Below are 20016 nucleotides of genomic sequence, written 5' to 3'. Positions count from 1 at the left end.
GGTTGGGAACATATCCGTTGCTGCGGTAACGGCGGCCTAGGGCTCCGCCCTTACAGTGGGTCAGTCACTGTTGCATTGACTGACCCACTGCTATCACCAGTAAGCGCGTCAGAACTTGCCATCCACGCCGATGCGGAAGGTGTCGTTTCGTTCGTCGCTACCCAGGGCGGTCTTGTAGGAGACGCCCATTTGCCACGATCGGCCCAAGTTGAAGTCCAGCCCGAGGTCCAGATTGGCGAAGTTGCCGCGCCAGATTTTCAATAGGCTGCGGTATAAATCGCCAACGCGTCCTCCTCAAGCACGGGCCGTGGATTGTTCACCAGCAGTCGCTGTTGTTGCATCGCACTGCGGGCCAGCTCCGGCAGGCTTTCCAAAGTGACTCCGGCGTCTCTCAAGCGCAAAGGCAGCCCGACCGCTTCATGAATCCTGCGCAATTCTTCAATCAGTTGTGCGGCGCCATCTCCTGGCAGCAGACGCTCACCCAGCACGCACGGCGCCAGTTCGGCGTAGAGCGCATGGGCGTGGGACAGATTGAAGGTCAGTACCGGGTTGAGAACCAGTGCGTTGGACAGCCCGTGGGGCAGGTGGAATGTGATGCCCAGCGGGTAAGCCAATGCATGCACCGCCGCGACCGGCGCGTTGGCGAAAGCCTGGCCGGCCAGGCAAGCGCCCAGCAGCATGGCCTGGCGCGCTTCAAGGTCCTGCGGCGCGCGCACGGCTTGCTCAAGGTTAGCGCTGAGCAGGCGCAGGGCTTCACGGGCCAGCAGGTCGGAGATCGGGTTTTTACGCAACTTGCTGGTGTAGGCCTCAATGGCGTGCACCATCGCGTCGATGCCGGTGGCAGCGGTGACCGGGCCGGGCAGGCCGACGGTCAGTTGTGCGTCAAGGATCGCCAGGTCCGGCAGCAGTTGCTGGGACACCACGCCGGATTTACCAGTGGCGGTAGTGACGATGGAAATCGGCGTGACTTCAGAACCGGTCCCGGCCGTGGTCGGCACTTGGATCAACGGCAGACGCGCGCCGTTGGCCTGATTGACGCCGTAGATGTCGCTCAAGCCCTGGCGTTGCTCGGGGTGTGCCAAGTAGGCGACCAGCTTGGCGGTGTCCATGGAGCTGCCGCCGCCGAAGCCGACGATCAGGTCGGCACCGATTGCACGTGCTTGTTCAGTGGCCGCCAGCACCAGCTCTTCGGCCGGGTCGGCGAGGACGTCGCTGTACACCTGCAGGTTGATCCCCGCAGCGGTGAAACCGGGCAAGACCGGATCCAGCAGGTTGTGGCGCAGGATGCCTGCGTCGGTGACCAGTAATACGTTGCGTGCACCACGGGCGGCGCATTGTTCGGCCAATTGGGCGGCGGCGCCGCTGGCGCAGATCAGGTGCGCGGTGGTGCTGAAATTGAATGCTTGCATGAATAACCTCTGCTTATTCTGATTGAGGGGGCAGGCCGGCATCGATGATCGTCTGGGCCACCGCTTCCATGCTGGTGCGGCTGGCCATGGCATCGCGTTGCAGGCGCCGGTGAGCGTCGTTTTCGCCGATGCGATGGCGGGCCATGAGCAGGGCCTTGGCCATGGAGATCTTCGACACCGCCGGTTGACGGGTCTGTAATTTGCGCAGTTGCGCCAGCATGTCGATGCGCGCACGCCAGGCAGCGCGGGCCATCAGTAATTGGGTTAACAAGCCGAAGGGTCGCAGTGGGCGCTCGATCACGGCTGCCGGCTGGGTTTCCAGCACCAGTTGCAACATCGACGGGTTTTCATAGCCCACCACGGCAATGATCGGCGGGGCCTGTTCGCTCAAGCCTTCCAACAGCGCCTGGGTATTCAGGCGCTGGCTGAGTTCCACGGCGAGCAGGACCACATCGGTGTGCTCCGGCAAATGCGCAGGCACCGGCCAGCATTGCTCAACGATGCAACCGATGCGCTGCAACTGGTCCAGCACCACGCGGGCCTCGGCATCTACCGGGTGAATCACCAGCACGCGCAGGCCCTTGAGTTCGCGCAACAGCGAAGGTGCCTGGGTCATCTCGCACTCCCACTGTTCATGGCTGCACATCCAGCTGGTAATCGACCATGTAAGGGCTGGGTTTCACCGGCTGCTCGCTCTGCACCACCAGCTCGAAACGGCGTTGGTGGTCGAGACGCGCAATGCGAGGCCACAGCCAAGTGTGCTGGGTGTCCGGGTCGATCTGCACGCGGCCCTGGGGCGCGTCGAACTGCGCACCGGCCAAGGCCTTGCGCAGCGCTTCGATGGACGAACCCTCGGCACGCCGCGCTGCCTCGGCGAACAGATGCACCTGGAAATAGGCCGCCTCACCGCCCGCCGTCAGCGGCGCCGTGTCACCGAAGCGCGCTCGGTAACGTGCGACGAACGCCTGGCTGGCAGGCGTCGCCAGGGTGGAGAACCACGGCGCCGCCGACACATGCCCTTCGGCCTCTTCATCGCTCATGTGCAACACGTCGACCTCGTTGGTCGCGAGGCTGACGATGGGCATGCGCGCCGGGTCGAAACCGGCCTGTCGGTACGCGCGGTGCAGGGCCGGAATATCGCTGCCGACGATGGTCGAGTAAATCGCATCCGGTGCCGTGGCCCGCGCCCGTTGCATCACCCGTTCGAAGTCCTCGGCGGTGGCGTGGAACGGCAAGTAGATCTCGTCCACCACTTCGCCACCGGCCTGTTCGAACAGTTCGCGCATGATGCGGTTGGACTCGAACGGGTACACGTAGGAGCCACCGACAAACAGCACGCGGTTGCCGAAATGCGCCAGTACGTACTGCGCCAGTTGGACTGAGTTCTGGTTCGGTGCGGAACCGGTGTAGTAACACCAGGGCGAGTATTCAAACCCTTCGTAGAGGGTCGGGTAGAACAGCAGTCGGCGGCGGCTCTCGACCACCGGCAACACCACTTTGCGGGTGCTCGACATGTGGGTGCCGAACAACACCTGCACCTGGTGCTCGTCACACAGGCGCAGGGCGCTGTCGCGGTAGTCCGACGGTTCCGCGCCGGGATGGCCGTCCACTGGCACCAGTGGCCGTCCGTGGATGCCGCCGGCGTCGTTGACCTCGGCGATCGCCAGGTGGGTGGCATTGGCCTGGGTGGTTTCCGAGGCAGCGGTAAGGCTGCTCTCGGAAAACAGCAGGCCGACTTTGTAGTCAGAGGCGCTCATGAAATCAGGCTTTCCCAGTCGATATGTTGTTCAAAGGCGTGCGCGACCTGGTACAGCGTGGCTTCGTCGTAGTCCCGCGCCACCAGCATCATGCCCACTGGCAGGCCACTGGCAAGCCCACACGGGAGTGACAGGGCAGGGTGGCCGGTGACGTCGAAGGGCGCGGTGTTCGCGTTCATTTCCAGGGCCCGTTGCACCCACTCGCTGGGTGAGGCGTCTGCTGCCGGCAATATTGGCGCCTTGAGCGGTACGGTGGGCATCAGCAGCACATCGAAGTCCTGCAATTGCTGGTCGTAGGCCGCACGTAATTGCCGTGCAGCATTCTGAGCCTTGGCGTAGTACTGGCCGCAAAAACGCGTGTACGCGTATTCACCGGCCAGCAGGCAGGTTTTCAGGTCGTGCGGGAATTGCCCAGCCTGGGTCTGCCAGTCTCGCTGTGCGTTCATCAGGCTCTCTACGTACAGGCCTTTCCAGTTCGAGCCGTAATTGTAGCCGCGCAGCAATTGGGTGGTGCCTTCCACCGCGATGGGTGTCCAGATGGCGTGGCCCAGGGCGTGCAGCGGTATCGAGATGTCCTCCACCCGTGCCCCTAGGTCTACGAACAACGCAGCGGCACGGCGTACCGCCGCGTCCACATCGGCCTCGGAGTTGGCATGCCCGAACCCCTCGCGCACCACACCGATCCGCAGGCCCTTGCAGCCTTTGCCGAGGGCCTGGGTATAAGCTTCGGTCGGCACCACGCGGTCCTGCCTGGGGTCGAGGCCATCGGCGCCAGCCAGCACTTCCAAGAGCAGCGCGTTGTCGGCGAGGTTGGCACTCATGATGCCGGCGTGGTCCAGAGTCATCTCGATGGGCATGATCCCGGTGTAGGGGATCAACCCATGGGTCGGCTTCATGCCGTAGATACCGGAGTAGGCCGCCGGAATGCGGACCGAACCGCCCTGGTCAGTGCCGATGCCCAGGTCCACTTCGCCAGCCGCGATCAGCGCCGCGCAGCCCGACGACGAACCGCCGGTGGAATGCCCCGGATTACGCGGGTTGTGCACTGCGCCGGTGGCGTTGGTATGGCTGCTGCCCGACACACAAAAGAACTCGCAATGGGCCTTGCCCAGAATCTGTCCGGCAGCGTCCAACACACGTGTCGCGACAGTGGCGTCAATGTCCGGCACGTAGCCCTGCAGGGTCGATGCACCGTTCATCATCGGCACGCCGGCCAGGCAGATATTGTCCTTGAGTGCCACGCGCTTGCCGGCCAACTTGCCCGTTGGCGCCCCCTGAATCTCGGTGCGTACGTACCAGGCGTTGTAAGGGTTGTGCTGCGGCACCTGGCCGGGGCCGCGAGGGTAACGGGGGGGCAATGGCGGGTTGGCGATGCCATCCAGGCGGTCGTAGTCCTGCCACACGGCTTCGAGAATGTTCGCGTATTCGTGCAGCAGCGGCTCGGCCATTTGCAGGCCAAGGCTGTGGCCGACTTCGGTGAGGTCGGCCAGGGTAGGGCGTTGAATAGACATGGCAGGTTCCTTATGCATGAAAGCCCATGAAGCGCTCAGCGATGGCTTCGGCGCTGGTGTGAGCCGGGTCGACCTCGTCCACCAGTTGGCCGTTCTCGATGATCAGAATGCGGTCGGACAGGGCACTGAGAAATTCGATGTCCTGTTCCACCAGGATCACCGCTAGGTTCTGTTCCACACGCAGGCGCTGCAGGGTTTCAATGATTTCGTCGCAGATCGATGGCTGGATGCCCTCGGTGGGCTCGTCCAGCAGGATGATTTTCGGGTTGCCGCACAGGCAGCGGGCCAGGGCCAGCAGTTGTTGCTCTCCGCCGGACAGCGCGCCACCGGGCTGGTCGAGCAGGCGGTGCAGGCGCGGGAAGTACGCGAGGATGCGTTCGATGGTGGCGTCGGCTGCGGCGAAGTCCTTCACGCAGCCCATGCGCAGGTTTTCCCGCACGCTCAGGTACGGGAATATCTGCCGGCCCTGGGGCACATAGCCGATGCCGGCGCGGGCGCGTTGGTGGGCGGCGGCTTTGCTTAAGTCTTCGTCGGCAAAGTGCAGGCTGCCGGCCATGGCGGGGATTTCGCCCATTAAGGCGCGCAACAGGGTGGTCTTGCCCATGCCATTGCGACCCAGTACACCGACGCAGGTGTTGGCGGCACAGCTCAAGCGGATGTCACGCAACACGGGAATACGCCCATAACCGGCGGATAGACCGATGACTTCAAGCATGTTTGATCTCCTGCTTGCCCAAGTACGCTTCGCGCACGGCCGGGTCCTGGGTCACTTCGGCAAAGCTGCCTTGGGCGAGGATTGCGCCTTGGTTGAACACGGTGACGGTGCCTGCGATCAGGCGGATGAACTCCATGTCGTGCTCGACCACCACCACGGTGCTGTGGGCGTTGATTTCTTTGATCAGCGCGGCGGTCTTGCGCACTTCCTGGTAGGTCATGCCGGCGGCGGGTTCGTCTAGTAATACCAACTCCGGGCGCGAGGCGAGGATCATGCCCAGCTCCACCCATTGGCGTTGGCCGTGGGCCAGGTCGCCCACCAGGCGTGCGCGCAAGTCGACCAGGCCGATGCGTTCCAGGGTCTGCTCGGCAGTGGCGCGGGTTTCGTTTGGCGCTTGTCGGCGACTGGCGGCCAAGCGCAGGTTTTCCAGCACATCCAGGCCGTCGAAGACGCTGGGGGCCTGGGTTTTGATGCCGATGCCGAGCCGGGCGACATGGTGCGGCGCCAGCCCTGAAATGCGCTGGCCCTTGAAGTGGCATACGCCGCGGGTGGGTTTGAGTTGGCCGCTGAGCATCTTGAAGAAGGTGCTTTTGCCGGCGCCATTGGGGCCGATCAGGCAACGCAGTTCGCCGCTTTTGAGGGTGAAATCCACGGCTTTGACCGCGTGAACGCCGCCGAAGCTGACGCCCAGGCCTTGGGTTTGCAACAGGCTCATAGTGCGCGCTCCTGTGCAGGTGTCGGTTGCGGGCGACGTTGGAAAACACGCGCTACCCAACCGGTCAAGGTCGGCAGCAAGCCACGGGGCAGCAACATGACGAAGACCAGCAGAATCAGGCCGAGCACAAAGCCGCTGTCCACATGCTGCTGTTCACCGAGGCGCGCCATCAGCGCCTGTATGCCGATGCACGCCAGGATCGGCCCGAACAAGGTGCCACGGCCACCGACGATGACCCAGATTATGATCTGTGCCGATTGCGCCAATCCGAACACACCTGGGCTGACAAACGCGCCCCAGTTGGCGAACAGGCAACCCGCGAGCCCGGCGATGCCGCCACCCAGGCTGAACACGATCAACTTGTGCAGGCGCGTGTCATAGCCCAGCAAACCGGCGCGCTGTTCGTTCTCACGAATGGCCACCACCACTTTGCCGAAGCGGCTGGCGAGCAGCCCGCGCAGCCCCAGGTAACAGAGGATCAGCGCGGCGCCGATTACCTGGAACAGGGTTTCCGGTTCGAGCACACGTTCAGGGTTGAACGGCATGTTGAGGGTGGGAATCGCTGGAATGCCGTTGAAACCGCCGAGCAGTGCGCTGCCGATGTGGTATTCGGAGCCCGAGGTGGAGTTCATCACGTTGAACAGAATCAGCGTGACCGCCAGCGTAATCACCCCCAGGTACACGTCGCTGATGCCGCCGTAGAACATGAAGTAACCCATGGCGGCGGCGACCAGGGCGGGCACTGCGATGGCCAGCAGCACCGGCCAGGTGCTGTCGCCGATGTTCAGCACACCGATGGCATAGGCATAGGCACCCAGGCCAAAAAACGCCGCCTGGCCAAAGCACAGGATGCCGCCGAAGCCCCAGATAAACGCCAGGCTCAGGGCCAGCAGGGCCATGACCAAGTAGATGGTCAAGGACAGCAGGGTAAACAGATCCAGCCACTGTGGCAGGACCGCCACCAGCAGCGCAGCCACGACGCAGCCGAGCACCGGTAATAGGGTGCGGGTATCAACAGGCATCAGAACGCCCTCCGAAAGAATCGACCGGTAATGCCCTGGGGCAGTACGCGAATCAGCACAATGGCCGCCAGCAGCAACGCCACTTCACCAAACACCGGAGTGCTGAAGAACGTCACCACCTGGCTGATCACGCCGAAGCCACCGGCTGCGGTGAGGGTGCCGGTGATCACTGCACTGCCGCCGCCGATCACGGTGATGAAAGCCTTGGCGATGTAGCTGGCGCCGAGGGTGGGAATTACCCCGGTAAGCGGCGCCAGCACGGCACCGCCTAAGCCCGCGAGCGCCGCGCCCAGGCCAAAGGTCAGGCTGTAGATCCGTCCCGGATTGGCCCCGAGTGCAGCGGCCATCTTGGCGTTTTGCATGGTGGCGCGGGCGCACAGGCCGAAGTGGGTAAACCGCAGCAGCGCCCACATGCCCAGCAGCACGGCGACCGCCACGGCGATCACAAACAGGCCGTAGCCGCTGGTTTGATAAGCGCCCACGGTGATGCCCGGCAAGGGCGAACTGATGCCCACCGTCGTGTTGCCGAACAGCATGGTGGCGGCGCCGGTCAGTGCCAGGCTCAGGCCCCAAGTGGCGAGCATGGTGTCGATCATGCGGCCATACAGGTGTCGCACCAGCAGGCGTTCCACCAGCATGCCGAACAGGCCCACGCTCAAGGGCGCCAGCACCAGGATCGAAATCCAGATCGGTACGTGCAGGTTGTGGGTGGCGAGCACGGCGACGTAACCGCCGAGCATCATGAATTCACCGTGGGCGAGGTTGATGATTTTCATCATTCCGAACACCACCGCCAGGCCAATGCTCAGCAGCACCAGCGTGGCGATGGCGCCCACGATTTGCAGGGAAAAAATGGCAGCCCAATCCATGTCGGCCTCCTTACAGCGCGATGCTGTATTGTTTGGCGTCGCGCGGGTTCTTCACCAGGTCGCACACGGCGGCGGTGTCGGACGGCGCTTGCTGGGCAAAGCTTTCGACCACCTCCAGGCGGCGGTCGCGGACTTCGGCGATGTGCACGTCGAGCACACAGTGGTGGGTCGCCGGGTCGATACTGACCTTGCCGCTGGGCAGGTCCAGGCTGATGCCTTTTTCCAGGGCCTGGGTCACGGCCATGCGCTCCACCGTACCTGCCTGGCGCACGCCTTCGGCCCACAGCATCATGCCCTGGTAAGCGCCCATGGCCAGTTCGGTGATGTACGGATAGTCCGCGCCGAAGCGCTTATGGAAGCGCTCGACGAACGCCTGGTTCTGCGACGTGGCCAGTTCCTGCACATAGTTCTGGCAGATCAGGATGCCGTTGCATTCTTCCGGCGACAGCACGATGTGCTCGTTACCGCCGGCGAAGGTGGTGGAGGCAATCGGCAGCTTGCCGGTCATGCCTGCGGCTTTCCACTGGCGATAGAACGACATGTGCGCGCCGCCCACCAGCGCCGACCAGACGAAGTCCGGCTTGGCTTCCTGGATCTTCGAGATAGTCGCGCCGAAGTTGGTCACGTCCAGTGGGAAGAACTCGATGCCGACGCTCTGGCCGCCCGCTTGCTCGACGTACTTCTTGACCCAGGCGGTGACGATCTGCCCGTAGTTGTAGTCCGCCGCGACGATGTAGACCTTCTTGCCCCACTTCTTGGTGACATGGGACACCAGCTTCTCCACGGTCTGGCCGGGTGTGACACCGGTGCCGAAGAAGTTGCGGTCACACACGCCGCCTTCGTATTGGTTGTTGTAGAAATACAGGGTCTTGTAGCGGTCCAGCACCGGACGCACCACTTCCCGCGACGCCGACGTGATACCGGCGTGCACCACCGCCGCGCGATCCTTGAGCGCGGCCTGTTGGGCGTATTGCGCGTAAAGCTGCATGTTCGACTGGGTGTCGTACTTGATCAGGTTGAGCGGGCGGCCGAGCAAGCCGCCGGCGCTGTTGAGTTCTTCGACAGCGAAGGTCAGCGCATCGACGATGGGTTTGCCGTAGATGTCGAGGCCGCCGGAGTTGTCATACAGCGAGGCGATATTGATCGCGTCGTCGGCAGCAAACGCCGAGAAACTCTTGAGGCTCAACGTGGACACAGCAGCCGCGGAAATCGCAGATGCACGCAGGAAAGCACGACGATTCATAGCCATTCGGAAGACTCCTGAAACCCGGACTCCCTATCCACTGCAGCCCGAAGCACGCCAGGAAAAGCGCCGGGCATGACGGTTTGCAATGAAGGAAAGAAGGTCTGGGAAGAAATGCAGGCGGGGAAGGAGGGCCTGATTTCACATACCGACGGCGCTGTCGGCTGGATATGTGATTCGCTTCACTTGGAGACACCAGCCGCATCGTTGAGGCTGGGTCGCCCACCCTGAGAGGATGGGGGAAACGAGTGCCGCATGGCGCGGCGATAGCTTAAAAGCAAGCTTCAGGCCATAAACGCTATGTTTATGATTTTAAAGGAAACCAAGGTGTATGGCGACGCTGGCCACGCTCCGAAAAATGTCACCTGGGTAGAAACGACGCACCGTGTGCGTGCGTTTGGAACAGGTGCGCGGTTGCTTTACGCCGTGTAAACGGCGCCTCAAGAGCCAAGCCCACGCTTGCATGATGCAAATACGATCAGTGTTCAATCTGTCGTCGCGTGAGCACGGGAGAACGGCCGAGGCGATGATCTCACGCTACGGCTTCAGTTTTAACGGGTGAACGCTTCATGCGTTTTGCATAAAAAGTTTTGATTGTTTTTGAAAGGGTTTTTTCAATCAGGAAGTATGAAGCGATGGATAGCGAAATTAAAAAGATGACAAAGACTGAAAAATTAATCGTACTGGATTCAGAAAGAAACTGAGTCGGTAGCATTTGGAAAGCAAGGTGAGCCGGCGCTTGCAATATGTAAAGCGAATAGCTGGATTCTCCGAGTATGACAAGCAAGGGTATGAAGGGGGCTTTTTTTAGTAAGTTGTTTGCTATGGCGCAAAAGTAAATCGCTGGGGCAAACAGGATAGCTGTGAAACTACTTCCGTACGCTAAGTGCGCGCCGATGGCATCATCTATTCTTGGGCCGTAATCAATTATCTTGCCGATAATGGCGAACAACACGATGCTGAGAACGAGCGCTGTCTTCTCCCCGACGACGTTGCGCAATACGCCTGCTTTGAACATGAGCCCGGCAGTGAACCCAAGGACAAAGCTGCACAGGTGTGAAGGTGGAAAGTAATTGATCAGCGAGTGCAGGCGCGGACTGGTATTGCCATAGGGGTCTGTACGGCTGTAGTAGCTGAGCACGACTTGGCTGAAAACCCAAAGGAGTAGCGAAGACGCCAGCCACACCTTGAGGCGTACGTCTTTTTTTGTATTGCTGACAAAAATCAGCAATGGGCAAATCAAATAGAAAAACATCTCAACTGAAACAGACCAGCCAGGGTAATTTAAAGTCGTTGCGTATTTTGGGAACCACGCTTGAATAAGGGCGGCGGATATAAAAAATTTGCCGTTTAGTGAGCTGCTTGTTATTGCCATGTAAGCCAGTAGCGCTATTAGATAAATGGGCAATATCCTGGCGGCTCTGTTTACATAGAATTGTGAGGTCGGAATGTTCTTTTTTGTATTCGATAGGGCGAGCACAAAGCCTGACAGTACGAAAAAGAAAGTGACCATGATCGGCCCGCAATTCAGTATCGTTGGCAAGCTTGCGTAAATTTGCGTTTCTTTTCCGTAATGGAAAAGAACCACTACGATGGCTGCAACAAAGCGCAGAAATGTTAAAGACTCTAGCCGCTCTACGGGCAATTTTGCATTTCCCAAGGACTCATCAATTGTGTTGCAGGCATGCATTTTTTGTTCGGGCACGATTCCTTTGCCTCTTGAGATGTCGCGTGAATAGTTGGCTTTTATCTAGCTGGCACGAGAAAACCGGTACCACGCCGACTATTAGCCGGTGATGGCTGCTGGGTTCTCCCTGATAGGTGGGCGCGCAGACGGGTGACCAAAGCCACATTTCGACAATTCGCTTTGTAGGAAGGTTCGTTGCGGGCAGTCAGATTGTTGTGCGCGTACGGCAGTCGCGGTTTGGAGGCCGAGCTTGAGCCCGAAGAGGCTCTGACGCCTTTCTAACGGGCAAAAAAAAGCCCGCTTGTGGGCGGGCCTAAAGGGAATTCTTCAAAGGAGTAGGGTGATTTAGCACCCTGTCCTGTAAATGCCAGGTGAAAAGGATGTCGCAAAAGCAGAAAGCCACGCACGTGGCGGGCTCTATGTAATACCTGGGGAAGTTGTAATCGTCAGGATTCCCGACTCAATAGATGGCGCTCCGAAGGGCAGATACAAGAAGCTCAGCGCGAAGATCGTCCAGCAAACGCCAACGATCAGTGCGAACGGACCCACTACTTTCAGTCGAATCTTCCTGTGACTGAGCCAAAACCTCGCCATTAATGGCTTATGGCCGCCATTGGTCGGCAATAACGAGATCACGCCGAACGCGCCCGGCAACCTAATACATACTGACTCATCTCACCATTAGGGGCCCTCGATGAGAGAGGCACAGCGAAGACTAGCCATGACAGCCTGGCGCGACCTGTTTACACAGGCCGTAAGTCAAACGGACGCAGAGGTTAAGTATTTTGGATTGCTGCGGCGGGCTGACGCCATGGAGCTTGCCGAACTCATCACCAGCGATGAGTGGAGAAAGCTGGTGCAGCAGGCGGGAGCAATGCTTTCCAGCACCGCAGAGTGTATGGGCGGACCTGGCTAGGGCAGAGACTTGGTTGCTTCGGTTTCTTCGTCTATCGCCATGCTGGTGGTGGCGGGATCCCCTCGCAGGTACGGAGTCGCCACAGAAGTTTTGCAAGGGTTAAGTAGCACGGCACATATTGGCTTGCGGGGTTTGCGCGTAACTCTCCCCAAGTGCACAAGTAACGCGAAACGCACACGAACCCCTGAGCCCGGCCAAGAGCCGGGTTTTCCGTTCTTGGGCCAGTACCCCCCATCAAAAAAACCTTAAGCCAAGCGAGGTTGTGTTTAGACGTCATGTTATGATGTCATTATGACTTCATTGATGATGGCAGGAGCCTGCGGTGTTGGAACTTAAATTTATTGGCGCCCTAATTGATGGCGCTTACGATCATATTTGGCTGGTTTTCGTCGCTTTCTTGATCAGCTTTGCCATCTTGAGGTGGCGGAAAATTAACTATTTTGTTGAATCAGCATCTCTTTGGACGCTAGTCGGCCTCTTGGCGCTCTTTGCAATTGTGCCGACTGGCCTCTATGCATTGTTTACTCCAACAGTTGCTCAGCAGGGCTTTGATGAGGTCAAGAACCTTCCTAACTACACGGCGCTCCTCACTGCGGATGTCATTTTAGTTTTCCTCGGTTTTATTGGCGGCTCCAGGTTGGCCTGATCAAAATCTTCAAATTCAGTTTCGATAGAAGCCCCGGCATATGCCGGGGCTTTTTCGTTTTGGGTCCCACCATGGCTGGGAGTGCTGCTGGGGCCGGCTATTTCAAACAGGCCCCACGGAGTCGAGTGCACGGAGTATCGACAGCGCCGGCTCGACAAGATCGACAGGTTTGAATTGCTGATCGCGGGCCTCGTTGGGGCTGTGATCGCCAGCGGGTGGCACAGGGACGATGTGAGCGACCGGCGTGCCTGGGGGACGCGGACACCTCCAGAGGCAGGCGACTCACCAACGAACTACAGCGTGAGCTCGACCCTATCTACCGTCCAGGCTTCAACTGCAGCAAGGCCGAAGTGACGCTGCGGAATCTGTGTCAGCCGGCTTTGAGAGCAAGGGCAGCGAGTAGATCGTGAATCGACATGGCTGATTCTCCGTAGATCTATCAGCGCAGTAGGCAGTGCGGTGAGGGTTTTGATTCAGATTGGCAGGACGCCGGGATGGGTGAGTTGTGAAGCAGTGTCAAAAATTGCGGAGCGCAAAAGATAAGGGCCTGCATGACGTTAATCATGCAAGCCCTTGATATCTATGGTGCCCGAACCCGGAATCGAACCGGGACGCCCTTACGAGCGGGGGATTTTAAGTCCCATGCGTCTACCAGTTTCGCCATTCGGGCGGTAGCGCGGTGTAGCAGGGTTGGGAATATATAGATCAAGGCGCGTATGCGCAAGGCCGTAACGCACCTTTGTTGGGCATCGAGCAAGATGAAAAAGCTCGAAAGATCAGTGGGCTACAGGGGTTTTAAAAGAGAGTCCAGTAGGTTTCTGCTACCCGAACACAAGAATCACAGATGGGCGTCATGAATCTTCAGCAGAAAGGCAGAGCGATCGCAAACAAGCCCCGGTTTAGCCGAGGCTTGCGTGTGCAGGCCTATACGAAAGGCTGGCCGCTGAACCCTCTGGGCAAACGCTGCAACCCTGGCAGGTCGGTGAGACGTTGGGTCCAGGCGCTGCGCCAGTCAGTGGCGGTGGGGGACTTGGCTTTGCGCGAAGCACGCCGAGCGGCATTGCGTTGGGTGCGGCGGGCTTCCTTGTAGGCCTCAGTGTTGCGGCAGGTACGGCACTTGACCCGGTTCAGCTCAGCGCTGGAGGGGAGGTTGGTACCGTGGTGGCCGCAAGCCAGATGCCCGGCGACCTTGAAGTGAATGACCATGTAAGCGTCTCCTTCTTATGGGGTGCACCCATCGGTAAACCCACGACGGGTGCGAAGAGGGCGGGCGCAGAAAGATCCCGGCACCTGTCATTACGACCTCACAGTTGCCTAGGCGTTCGTTTATGGCTCTAGCCTGCTCAGCGCCCGCTGCCGTCAGTCAATCAGTGCCAGCAGGTCCGTGTCGCCGACATCCACTCCGGCCTGGGTCAGCAAGGTGGTCGCCTGGCCCCGGTGGTGGGTCTGATGATTGAAAAAGTGCAATAGCAGGCTGGAAAAGGGCTTGTCGGCGGCGGCGCCACGCATGTTGTGGTAATGCAAGCGCAGGTCGAGATCAGGCTCGCGCAGGGTATTGGTCCAATCGATGATCAGTTGGTCCAGCCAGGTACGACGGGCAGCCAGCGCGCTAAGGTCGGCAAAGGCCAGATGCTTGAGGTCGACGGGCATGGCAATGGCTTCCAGTGGGGCCAGCGCTGTAAAGCCTGCCGGGTGCTGGGCGAAGCGTTTGAGCCAGACCGTGTCTCCCTGCGCCAGGTGGTTGAGTGTGCCGAGGATCGAGCCGAAAAAAGCCTGACGGTCCGTGCGTAATTGCGCATCCGAAAGCCTGGCGGCGGCGTCATAGACTTTGCGATTCATCCACTGGTTGTAGGTCGCCATCAGCGCAATCTGCTCGATTCGGTTCACGGGTTTCCCTGCTTGAATACGCGCCCGCTCGGCGGTCATGGAGTTTCGGCAGCGGCGGACTATGGTTGTTGAACGCCAATTCTACGCGCGCAAGGGTGACACCATGAACACAAGCGACCTACTCGAACAACTGCTGCGCGCCGGGCAGTCCGGCGGTGGCGCTGCGGGCGGCGGCCTGGGCGGGCTGCTCGGCGGTTTGCTCAAGGGCACCAGCACCGGCAATGCTTCGGCCGGTGGCGGTCTGGGTGGATTGTTAGGCGGCCTCGGCGGCATGCTCGGTGGCGGTGCGGCGACACGTTCTGCACAGGGGCGCTCCGGCGGGATGAATTACGCGGCGTTGGCGTCGTTGGGGATGATGGCGTTCAAGGCGTATCAGGCATGGCAGAGTCAGCAGGCCTCCAAACCGCAATCGTCCTTTCAGACAGTCGACCAGCTGGGTGGCCCTGAAGCCGAGGCCCACAGCCATGCGGTGTTGCGTGCCTTGATTGCCGCGGCGAAGGCCGACGGTCGGATCGATGACGCAGAGCAGCAAATGATCTCCACTGAACTGGGCAAGCACACCGACGACCCGCAACTGCAGCAGTGGCTCGACGCCGAAGTCGCCAAGCCTTTGGATGCTGCGGATTTTGCCGAATTCGCACATGACCCGGCGATAGCGGCCGAGGTGTACCTGGCCAGTGTGATGCTGGTGGATGATCAGCAGGACGCAGAGCGCAATTATCTGGATGAGCTGGCGGCTACGCTGAGCATTGATCCTCAAATGCAGCTGCAACTTGAGCAGCAGCTTAAAAGCCCAGCGTAGGCAGCGCCTGCCGCATTGGCCTTCGACACGACGGCGATAAGCAAAACAACGCTCAGGGCCAGGCCGATAAAGATCAGATTGCGCCGCAGCGCACGGCGTTTGGCCGGCGGCAACAGCAGCAGGCTGTGGCGCACATCGCGGCGGTGACGCGCGCGGTATTTGGCAAACCCGTCAGGGCGCTTTGGGGTGTGTAGGTTGTGCATGACGCACCTCGCTTGGGTTCAGTTTTCTACGGTAAGCACCGAAATGCCGCTGGCTCGGGCCTGGCAGACCAGCTCCGATGTGTCATCACCGCCCGGCAAAGCGATGACCACGTCGGGGTGGCTGTCGGTCAGCATGAAGTGGTTGCGTTGGCGTTCTGCCTGCTTGCCGTGGCGTTGCCAATTGGGTGGGTAACGCACCACGTCGATACCGATTTCACGGGCCCATTCTTCGATATCGCTGCCGAGAAACTGGTTGCCGCCGTGGATCAGTACCTGCACCGGGCGCAGGCGATGGTAGGCGTCCAGCACCTGGCGAGACTTTTTGGTGTCGGCGTAATGACGACCTGCACAGATCAAGATGCGCATAGTCCGATTCCTTGTAAGACACGGTGGCGGCCCAGCGACCGCCACCGTTTAAACGGCAGGGGTGATCAGTACCACTGCTTGAAGCGGCGGATGTAGATCGTTTTCATCAGTTGGGCCACGCAGCAGTAGCTGAGCAAGGTGCCCACCAGCCATGGGAAGTACGCCAAAGGCAGTGGCTGCAAGCCCACCAGGGTGCCTAGGGGCGAGAACGGCACGTAGATCCCCAGTACGATCACCAAGCAGGTCATCATCAGCACAGGCCATGCGGCCGTGCTCTGGAAGAAGGGGATCTTGCGGGTGCGCAGCATATGCACCACCAGGGTTTGCGACAGCAGTCCTTCGATAAACCAGCCGGACTGGAACAGCGTCTGCATCTCGACGCTGTTGGCGGCAAACACGTACCACATCAGCGCAAAGGTAGTGATGTCGAAAATCGACGAGGTCGGCCCGATCCACAGCATGAAACGGCCGATGTTTTTCGCGTCCCACTTGCGTGGCTTGGCCAGGTATTCCTTGTCCATCTTGTCCCACGGCAACGCCAGCTGGGAGATGTCATACATCAGGTTTTGCAGCAGCAAGTGGATCGCCAGCATCGGCATGAACGGGATAAACGCACTGGCCACCAGCACTGAGAACACGTTGCCGAAATTGGAGCTGGCGGTCATGTTCAGGTACTTCATGATATTGCCGAAGGTTTCGCGGCCCTTGAGCACGCCTTCCTCCAGCACCATCAGGCTTTTTTCCAGCAGGATGATGTCGGCCGACTCCTTGGCGATATCGGTGCCACTGTCCACCGAGATGCCCACGTCGGCATCGCGCAGCGCCGGGGCATCGTTGATGCCGTCCCCGAGGAAGCCCACCGTATGGCCGTTGGCTTGCAGGGCCTTGAGCACACGGGATTTCTGCAACGGCGTGAGTTTGGCGAATACCGTGCGTTCCTCCACTCGGCGCGCCAGGGTGACGTCGTCCATCAATTCGATTTCAACGCCCAGCAGCGGTTGGCCGGGCTCAAGGCCGACCTGACGGCAGATCTTGCTGGTGACGACCGCGTTGTCGCCGGTCAGCACTTTGACCGCCACGCCGATCTGTTGCAGTGCGGCAATCGCAGGGCCGGCGGTTTCCTTCGGTGGATCGAGGAAGGTCAGAAAACCGTGGATCACCAGGTTGCGCTCATCGACGGTGGTGTACTGCTGGCGTGCCAACGCCTTGGGGATCGTGCGAGTCGCCACCACCAGCACGCGAAAGCCGTCTTCGTTGTAATCGTTGGCAATTGACAGCAGTTGCTCGCGACGGCGCTCATCCAACGGCACCGCGGCGCCAGCGTCCATTACATGGGTGGAAATACCCAGCATCTCTTCCACGGCGCCTTTGCACACCAGCAGATGGTCGTCGGCCGCGTCCCTGACCACGATGGACAGGCGGCGGCGTACAAAGTCGAAGGGCAACTCATCGACCTTGCTGTAGGCAAACGGCACTTGGAATGTCGGGTTCTGTTGCGAAAACTGCACCACCGCCTGGTCCATCAGGTTCTTCATGCCGCTCTGGTGGTAGCTGTTGAGCCAAGCCAGGGACAGCACGGCATCATCACGCTGGCCTAAGGCGTTGACGTGATGTTCGAGGATGATTCTGTCCTGGGTCAGGGTGCCGGTCTTGTCGGTGCACAACACGTCCATGGAGCCGAAGTTCTGAATCGCGTTGAGGCGCTTGACCACCACTTTGCGCTTGGCCATGGCCGTGGCGCCCTTGGCCAGGTTGGCGCTGACGATCATCGGCAGCATTTCCGGGGTGAGGCCCACGGCAACCGCCAGCGCAAACAGGAAGGCATCGCCCCAGTCACCCTTGGAGAAACCGTTGAGGAAGAACACGATGGGCACCATCACCAGCATGAAGCGGATCAGCAGCCAACTGACACTGTTGACCCCACGGTCGAACGCGGTCTGCACTCGCGAGCCGACAATCGCCTTGGCCAGGGAGCCAAAGTAGGTGCGCGGTCCGGTGGCCACCACCACGGCCGTGGCCCGGCCGCTGACCACGTTGGTGCCCATAAAGCAGATATTGGGCAGGTCCAGCAGGTTGCCTTGATCGGCGATCACCGGTCCGGCGGTTTTTTGCGTAACGTCGCCCAGGGTGTCGTACTTCTCCACCGGCAAGGCTTCGCCGGTGAGCACGGCCTGGCTGATAAACAGGTCTCGGGATTCGATCAGGCGGATGTCGGCGGGGATCATGTCACCGGCCGACAGTTGCACGATATCGCCCGCCACCAGGTCGCGCATCGGTACTTCGCGCAGGGTCGGTTGGCTGCCCACTTGCTCACGGCGCAGTACGGTGGCGGTGGTGCGCACCAAGGCCTTTAAGGCCTCGGCGGATTTTGCCGAGCGGTGCTCCTGCCAGAAGCGCAACAGGCTGCTGAGCAGGACCATGGTCATGATGATGATGACTTTGGTCGGGTCAGCGTCTTCGCCTTCCTGCATCGGCAGCCAGCAATCGGTAAAGAAGCTGATGGCGCCCAGGGTCAGCAGCACGTAGATGAACGGGTTGTTCAGTGCGTGCAGGAACTGGATGAGGGCGTGCGGCGGCTTGTCATGGGCGACTTCGTTAGCGCCTTCCCGTTGCAGACGTGCAGAGGCGTCCAATTCGGTCAGGCCATCCTGGGTGGCGCGTACGTTGGCCAGGGTGGCTTGCAGGCCGTTTTGGGCTTCGCGGGCGGCACGCATCGACAGTTTGGTGTCTTCGCAGGTGCTCTTTTTCTTGCTCAGTGGCGTGTTTTTTACGGCGCTCATTGTTTGTACTCCTGTCGCCAATTCTCGACAAAACATACCCGGTACTTACCTGAATACAGGCGAGCAAAAGCATGCCGAGCCGCGGACTTCGCGATCGGTTTTATTAAAGTGTTCACATAACTTCTATAAGGCCCGCCAACAGCGCTTTAGTTAACTAACGTGCAGCGGGCTACGACTGGATGCGTTCATAAAGAACTCCAGGGAATTAATAAGGAAGTTGCTGTTTTCAGCCAGGTCAGGCGGCGCGAGCGCTCACATACAGACCGAGCATCAAGCCAGCGTGAGCCAGGCTGGAAACCTTCGGTCTCTGCGGGTCTTGAGGGTCGGCATGTTCCCAGTGCTGCATCAATTGGCCGCTTTGCGGGCAGATACGCCAGTGCGCCAGCGGTCGGGCTGGATGCACTTGAGGGGAGGGTGCAACAAAGGTCGACCGGGCAGGGCAAAAGCCTGCGGGTGCTCGGCCTGGCTTGGCGCGCAGGGCTGCGGCCAGCGTGCGTACATCGGGTAAAACAAGGAGTTGGAAGGTCATAACACACCTCGGGACCGGACGGGCATCCGGTGAGGCAGTTACGGTGGAGCATCAAGCTCTAGCGCAGCTTACCGGACCGGGGAGACGAGTCCTGTCATATTCTGGGTTTGGCGCCCGACGCCCGCAAATGCGGTGCTCGGACAGCGACTAGATACTGTGTCCATTGGCTTCTTTTGTGAGGTTTAAAAAAGGCCCCAGTTGCGGGCAGGGGCAATCTACTCAGACAGTTACAAAATGTCAACGCATGATTAATTAAACTGACCAGTGTTCAGACTTCATTCAGACAAAACGCGTTGGAAGTTGTTGGCTATATAACTTCATATACCGTGCGCGGCGAGAATCGCCAGATATATCAATACCAGCCCGCAGGCGCCATAACTGATGCGTTGCCACAGGGGCGAAGCGTTTTTGCGTAACAGGTTAACCAGCGCCGCGATCAGAAAGCAGGACAACACCGATGCCAGCATGAAGCCTGCAAAAAACATCAAGGTTTGCCCGTGGCTGGGCGTGGCGCCGACAATGCCAGACAAGGCACTGCCCAATGCCCCCCAGTAAACAATGTTCTTCGGATTGGCCAACGAGATCGCCGCGCCCACCGCCAAGGCATTCTGCCCGGAGCTGGCCGGTGCGCTGCCGGCTTCAGGCAACTGCCAGGCGTCGATCAGGCTACGCACGCCGAGCCACCCCAGGTACAGCGCGCAGACAATGGTCAGCGGCACACGCACGGCGTCGTGCTGGATCAGCAGGGCAATGCCGGTCAGGCCGATCACGGCCCAGACGGCGTCACCGACCAGTGAGCCGATCTGCACCATCAGTGCGGGAGTAAAGCCATGGAGCAAGCCGCGCCGTAAGGTCTCCGCCAGCACGGCGCCAGGGGAGAGGCAAAACACAAAACCGAATACCAGCGCGTAGAAAAAGATCGTCAACATGCCCGCGTTCCTTCAATTGATGGGGGCAGT

At 60.0% G+C, this 20016-nt stretch carries 19 protein-coding genes, 1 tRNA gene and 1 pseudogene; 2 read left to right on the top strand and 19 right to left on the bottom strand.

Annotated features, from left to right (window positions below):
- Positions 1 to 108 precede the first annotated feature (108 nt).
- From BW43_RS28755 to BW43_RS27945, 11 genes are all read right to left on the bottom strand, one after another.
- Entirely contained in the window at positions 109 to 261 is a 153-nt protein-coding gene (locus tag BW43_RS28755) for a hypothetical protein (protein ID WP_155989950.1), read from the bottom strand.
- Positions 258 to 1409, bottom strand: coding sequence for an iron-containing alcohol dehydrogenase (locus BW43_RS18950; protein ID WP_032885740.1), 1152 nt, complete (start codon positions 1407 to 1409; stop codon positions 258 to 260). Before BW43_RS18950 ends, BW43_RS28755 begins: the two co-directional genes overlap by 4 nt.
- A gap of 13 nt (positions 1410 to 1422) precedes the next feature.
- Positions 1423 to 2025 (bottom strand): ANTAR domain-containing response regulator, encoded by a 603-nt coding sequence (locus BW43_RS18955; protein WP_032885739.1) that lies wholly within the window; start codon positions 2023 to 2025, stop codon positions 1423 to 1425.
- 16 nt (positions 2026 to 2041) lie between these two features.
- Complete coding sequence (locus BW43_RS18960; protein WP_032885738.1) at positions 2042 to 3166, bottom strand: transporter substrate-binding domain-containing protein; 1125 nt, start codon at positions 3164 to 3166, stop codon at positions 2042 to 2044.
- Positions 3163 to 4677 (bottom strand): amidase, encoded by a 1515-nt coding sequence (locus tag BW43_RS18965; RefSeq protein ID WP_032885737.1) that lies wholly within the window; start codon positions 4675 to 4677, stop codon positions 3163 to 3165. Before BW43_RS18965 ends, BW43_RS18960 begins: the two co-directional genes overlap by 4 nt.
- 10 nt (positions 4678 to 4687) lie before the next feature.
- Positions 4688 to 5392 (bottom strand): ABC transporter ATP-binding protein, encoded by a 705-nt coding sequence (locus tag BW43_RS18970; protein WP_032885736.1) that lies wholly within the window; start codon positions 5390 to 5392, stop codon positions 4688 to 4690.
- Entirely contained in the window at positions 5385 to 6107 is a 723-nt protein-coding gene (locus BW43_RS18975) for an ATP-binding cassette domain-containing protein (RefSeq protein ID WP_032885735.1), read from the bottom strand. The genes BW43_RS18970 and BW43_RS18975 overlap by 8 nt, the downstream gene beginning before the upstream one ends.
- Positions 6104 to 7129: an urea ABC transporter gene (locus BW43_RS18980; RefSeq protein WP_032885733.1), complete on the bottom strand. Its 1026-nt coding sequence runs from the start codon at positions 7127 to 7129 to the stop codon at positions 6104 to 6106. The genes BW43_RS18975 and BW43_RS18980 overlap by 4 nt, the downstream gene beginning before the upstream one ends.
- The gene (locus tag BW43_RS18985; RefSeq protein WP_032885732.1) at positions 7129 to 7998 is read right to left on the bottom strand and encodes a branched-chain amino acid ABC transporter permease; all 870 of its coding nucleotides are present in this window, start codon (positions 7996 to 7998) and stop codon (positions 7129 to 7131) included. Before BW43_RS18985 ends, BW43_RS18980 begins: the two co-directional genes overlap by 1 nt.
- Positions 7999 to 8008: 10 nt before the next feature.
- Entirely contained in the window at positions 8009 to 9247 is a 1239-nt protein-coding gene (locus tag BW43_RS18990; RefSeq protein WP_032885731.1) for an ABC transporter substrate-binding protein, read from the bottom strand.
- Positions 9248 to 9773: 526 nt separating this feature from the next.
- Positions 9774 to 10946, bottom strand: coding sequence for an acyltransferase (locus tag BW43_RS27945; protein ID WP_155989949.1), 1173 nt, complete (start codon positions 10944 to 10946; stop codon positions 9774 to 9776).
- A 1220-nt stretch (positions 10947 to 12166) separates the two neighbouring features.
- Between BW43_RS27945 and BW43_RS19000 the strand changes: the two genes are divergently transcribed.
- Positions 12167 to 12490 carry a hypothetical protein gene (locus BW43_RS19000; protein WP_032885727.1) on the top strand — a complete coding sequence of 108 codons (324 nt, stop codon included), beginning with the start codon at positions 12167 to 12169 and terminating at the stop codon, positions 12488 to 12490.
- Between the two features lie 583 nt (positions 12491 to 13073).
- Here the strand turns inward: BW43_RS19000 and BW43_RS19005 are convergent.
- The 3 genes from BW43_RS19005 to BW43_RS19015 form a co-directional block, all read right to left on the bottom strand.
- A tRNA-Leu gene (locus BW43_RS19005) sits at positions 13074 to 13160 on the bottom strand.
- Between the two features lie 254 nt (positions 13161 to 13414).
- Complete coding sequence (locus tag BW43_RS19010) at positions 13415 to 13696, bottom strand: hypothetical protein (RefSeq protein ID WP_032885726.1); 282 nt, start codon at positions 13694 to 13696, stop codon at positions 13415 to 13417.
- Positions 13697 to 13849: 153 nt separating this feature from the next.
- Positions 13850 to 14377 (bottom strand): DinB family protein, encoded by a 528-nt coding sequence (locus BW43_RS19015; protein ID WP_032885755.1) that lies wholly within the window; start codon positions 14375 to 14377, stop codon positions 13850 to 13852.
- A 103-nt stretch (positions 14378 to 14480) separates the two neighbouring features.
- Between BW43_RS19015 and BW43_RS19020 the strand changes: the two genes are divergently transcribed.
- The gene (locus BW43_RS19020; protein ID WP_032885754.1) at positions 14481 to 15179 is read left to right on the top strand and encodes a tellurite resistance TerB family protein; all 699 of its coding nucleotides are present in this window, start codon (positions 14481 to 14483) and stop codon (positions 15177 to 15179) included.
- Here the strand turns inward: BW43_RS19020 and BW43_RS19025 are convergent.
- The 5 genes and pseudogenes from BW43_RS19025 to BW43_RS19040 form a co-directional block, all read right to left on the bottom strand.
- A pseudogene (locus BW43_RS19025) lies at positions 15143 to 15382 on the bottom strand (hypothetical protein); the annotation flags it as partial. The gene BW43_RS19020 and the pseudogene BW43_RS19025 sit on opposite strands and share 37 nt — an antisense overlap.
- Positions 15383 to 15400: 18 nt before the next feature.
- The gene (locus tag BW43_RS19030; RefSeq protein ID WP_032885724.1) at positions 15401 to 15748 is read right to left on the bottom strand and encodes a DUF2493 domain-containing protein; all 348 of its coding nucleotides are present in this window, start codon (positions 15746 to 15748) and stop codon (positions 15401 to 15403) included.
- Between the two features lie 65 nt (positions 15749 to 15813).
- The gene (gene mgtA, locus BW43_RS19035) at positions 15814 to 18528 is read right to left on the bottom strand and encodes a magnesium-translocating P-type ATPase (protein ID WP_032885723.1); all 2715 of its coding nucleotides are present in this window, start codon (positions 18526 to 18528) and stop codon (positions 15814 to 15816) included.
- A 235-nt stretch (positions 18529 to 18763) separates the two neighbouring features.
- Entirely contained in the window at positions 18764 to 19057 is a 294-nt protein-coding gene (locus BW43_RS28240; RefSeq protein ID WP_081797647.1) for a hypothetical protein, read from the bottom strand.
- A 317-nt stretch (positions 19058 to 19374) separates the two neighbouring features.
- Complete coding sequence (locus BW43_RS19040; protein WP_032885722.1) at positions 19375 to 19986, bottom strand: LysE family transporter; 612 nt, start codon at positions 19984 to 19986, stop codon at positions 19375 to 19377.
- Positions 19987 to 20016: the final 30 nt, after the last annotated feature.

Source organism: Pseudomonas sp. RIT357, from assembly GCF_000632245.1.
GTDB lineage: Bacteria > Pseudomonadota > Gammaproteobacteria > Pseudomonadales > Pseudomonadaceae > Aquipseudomonas > Aquipseudomonas sivasensis.
Note: the sequence above shows the minus strand (reverse complement) of the source record. Positions and strands in the feature narration are given on the sequence as shown.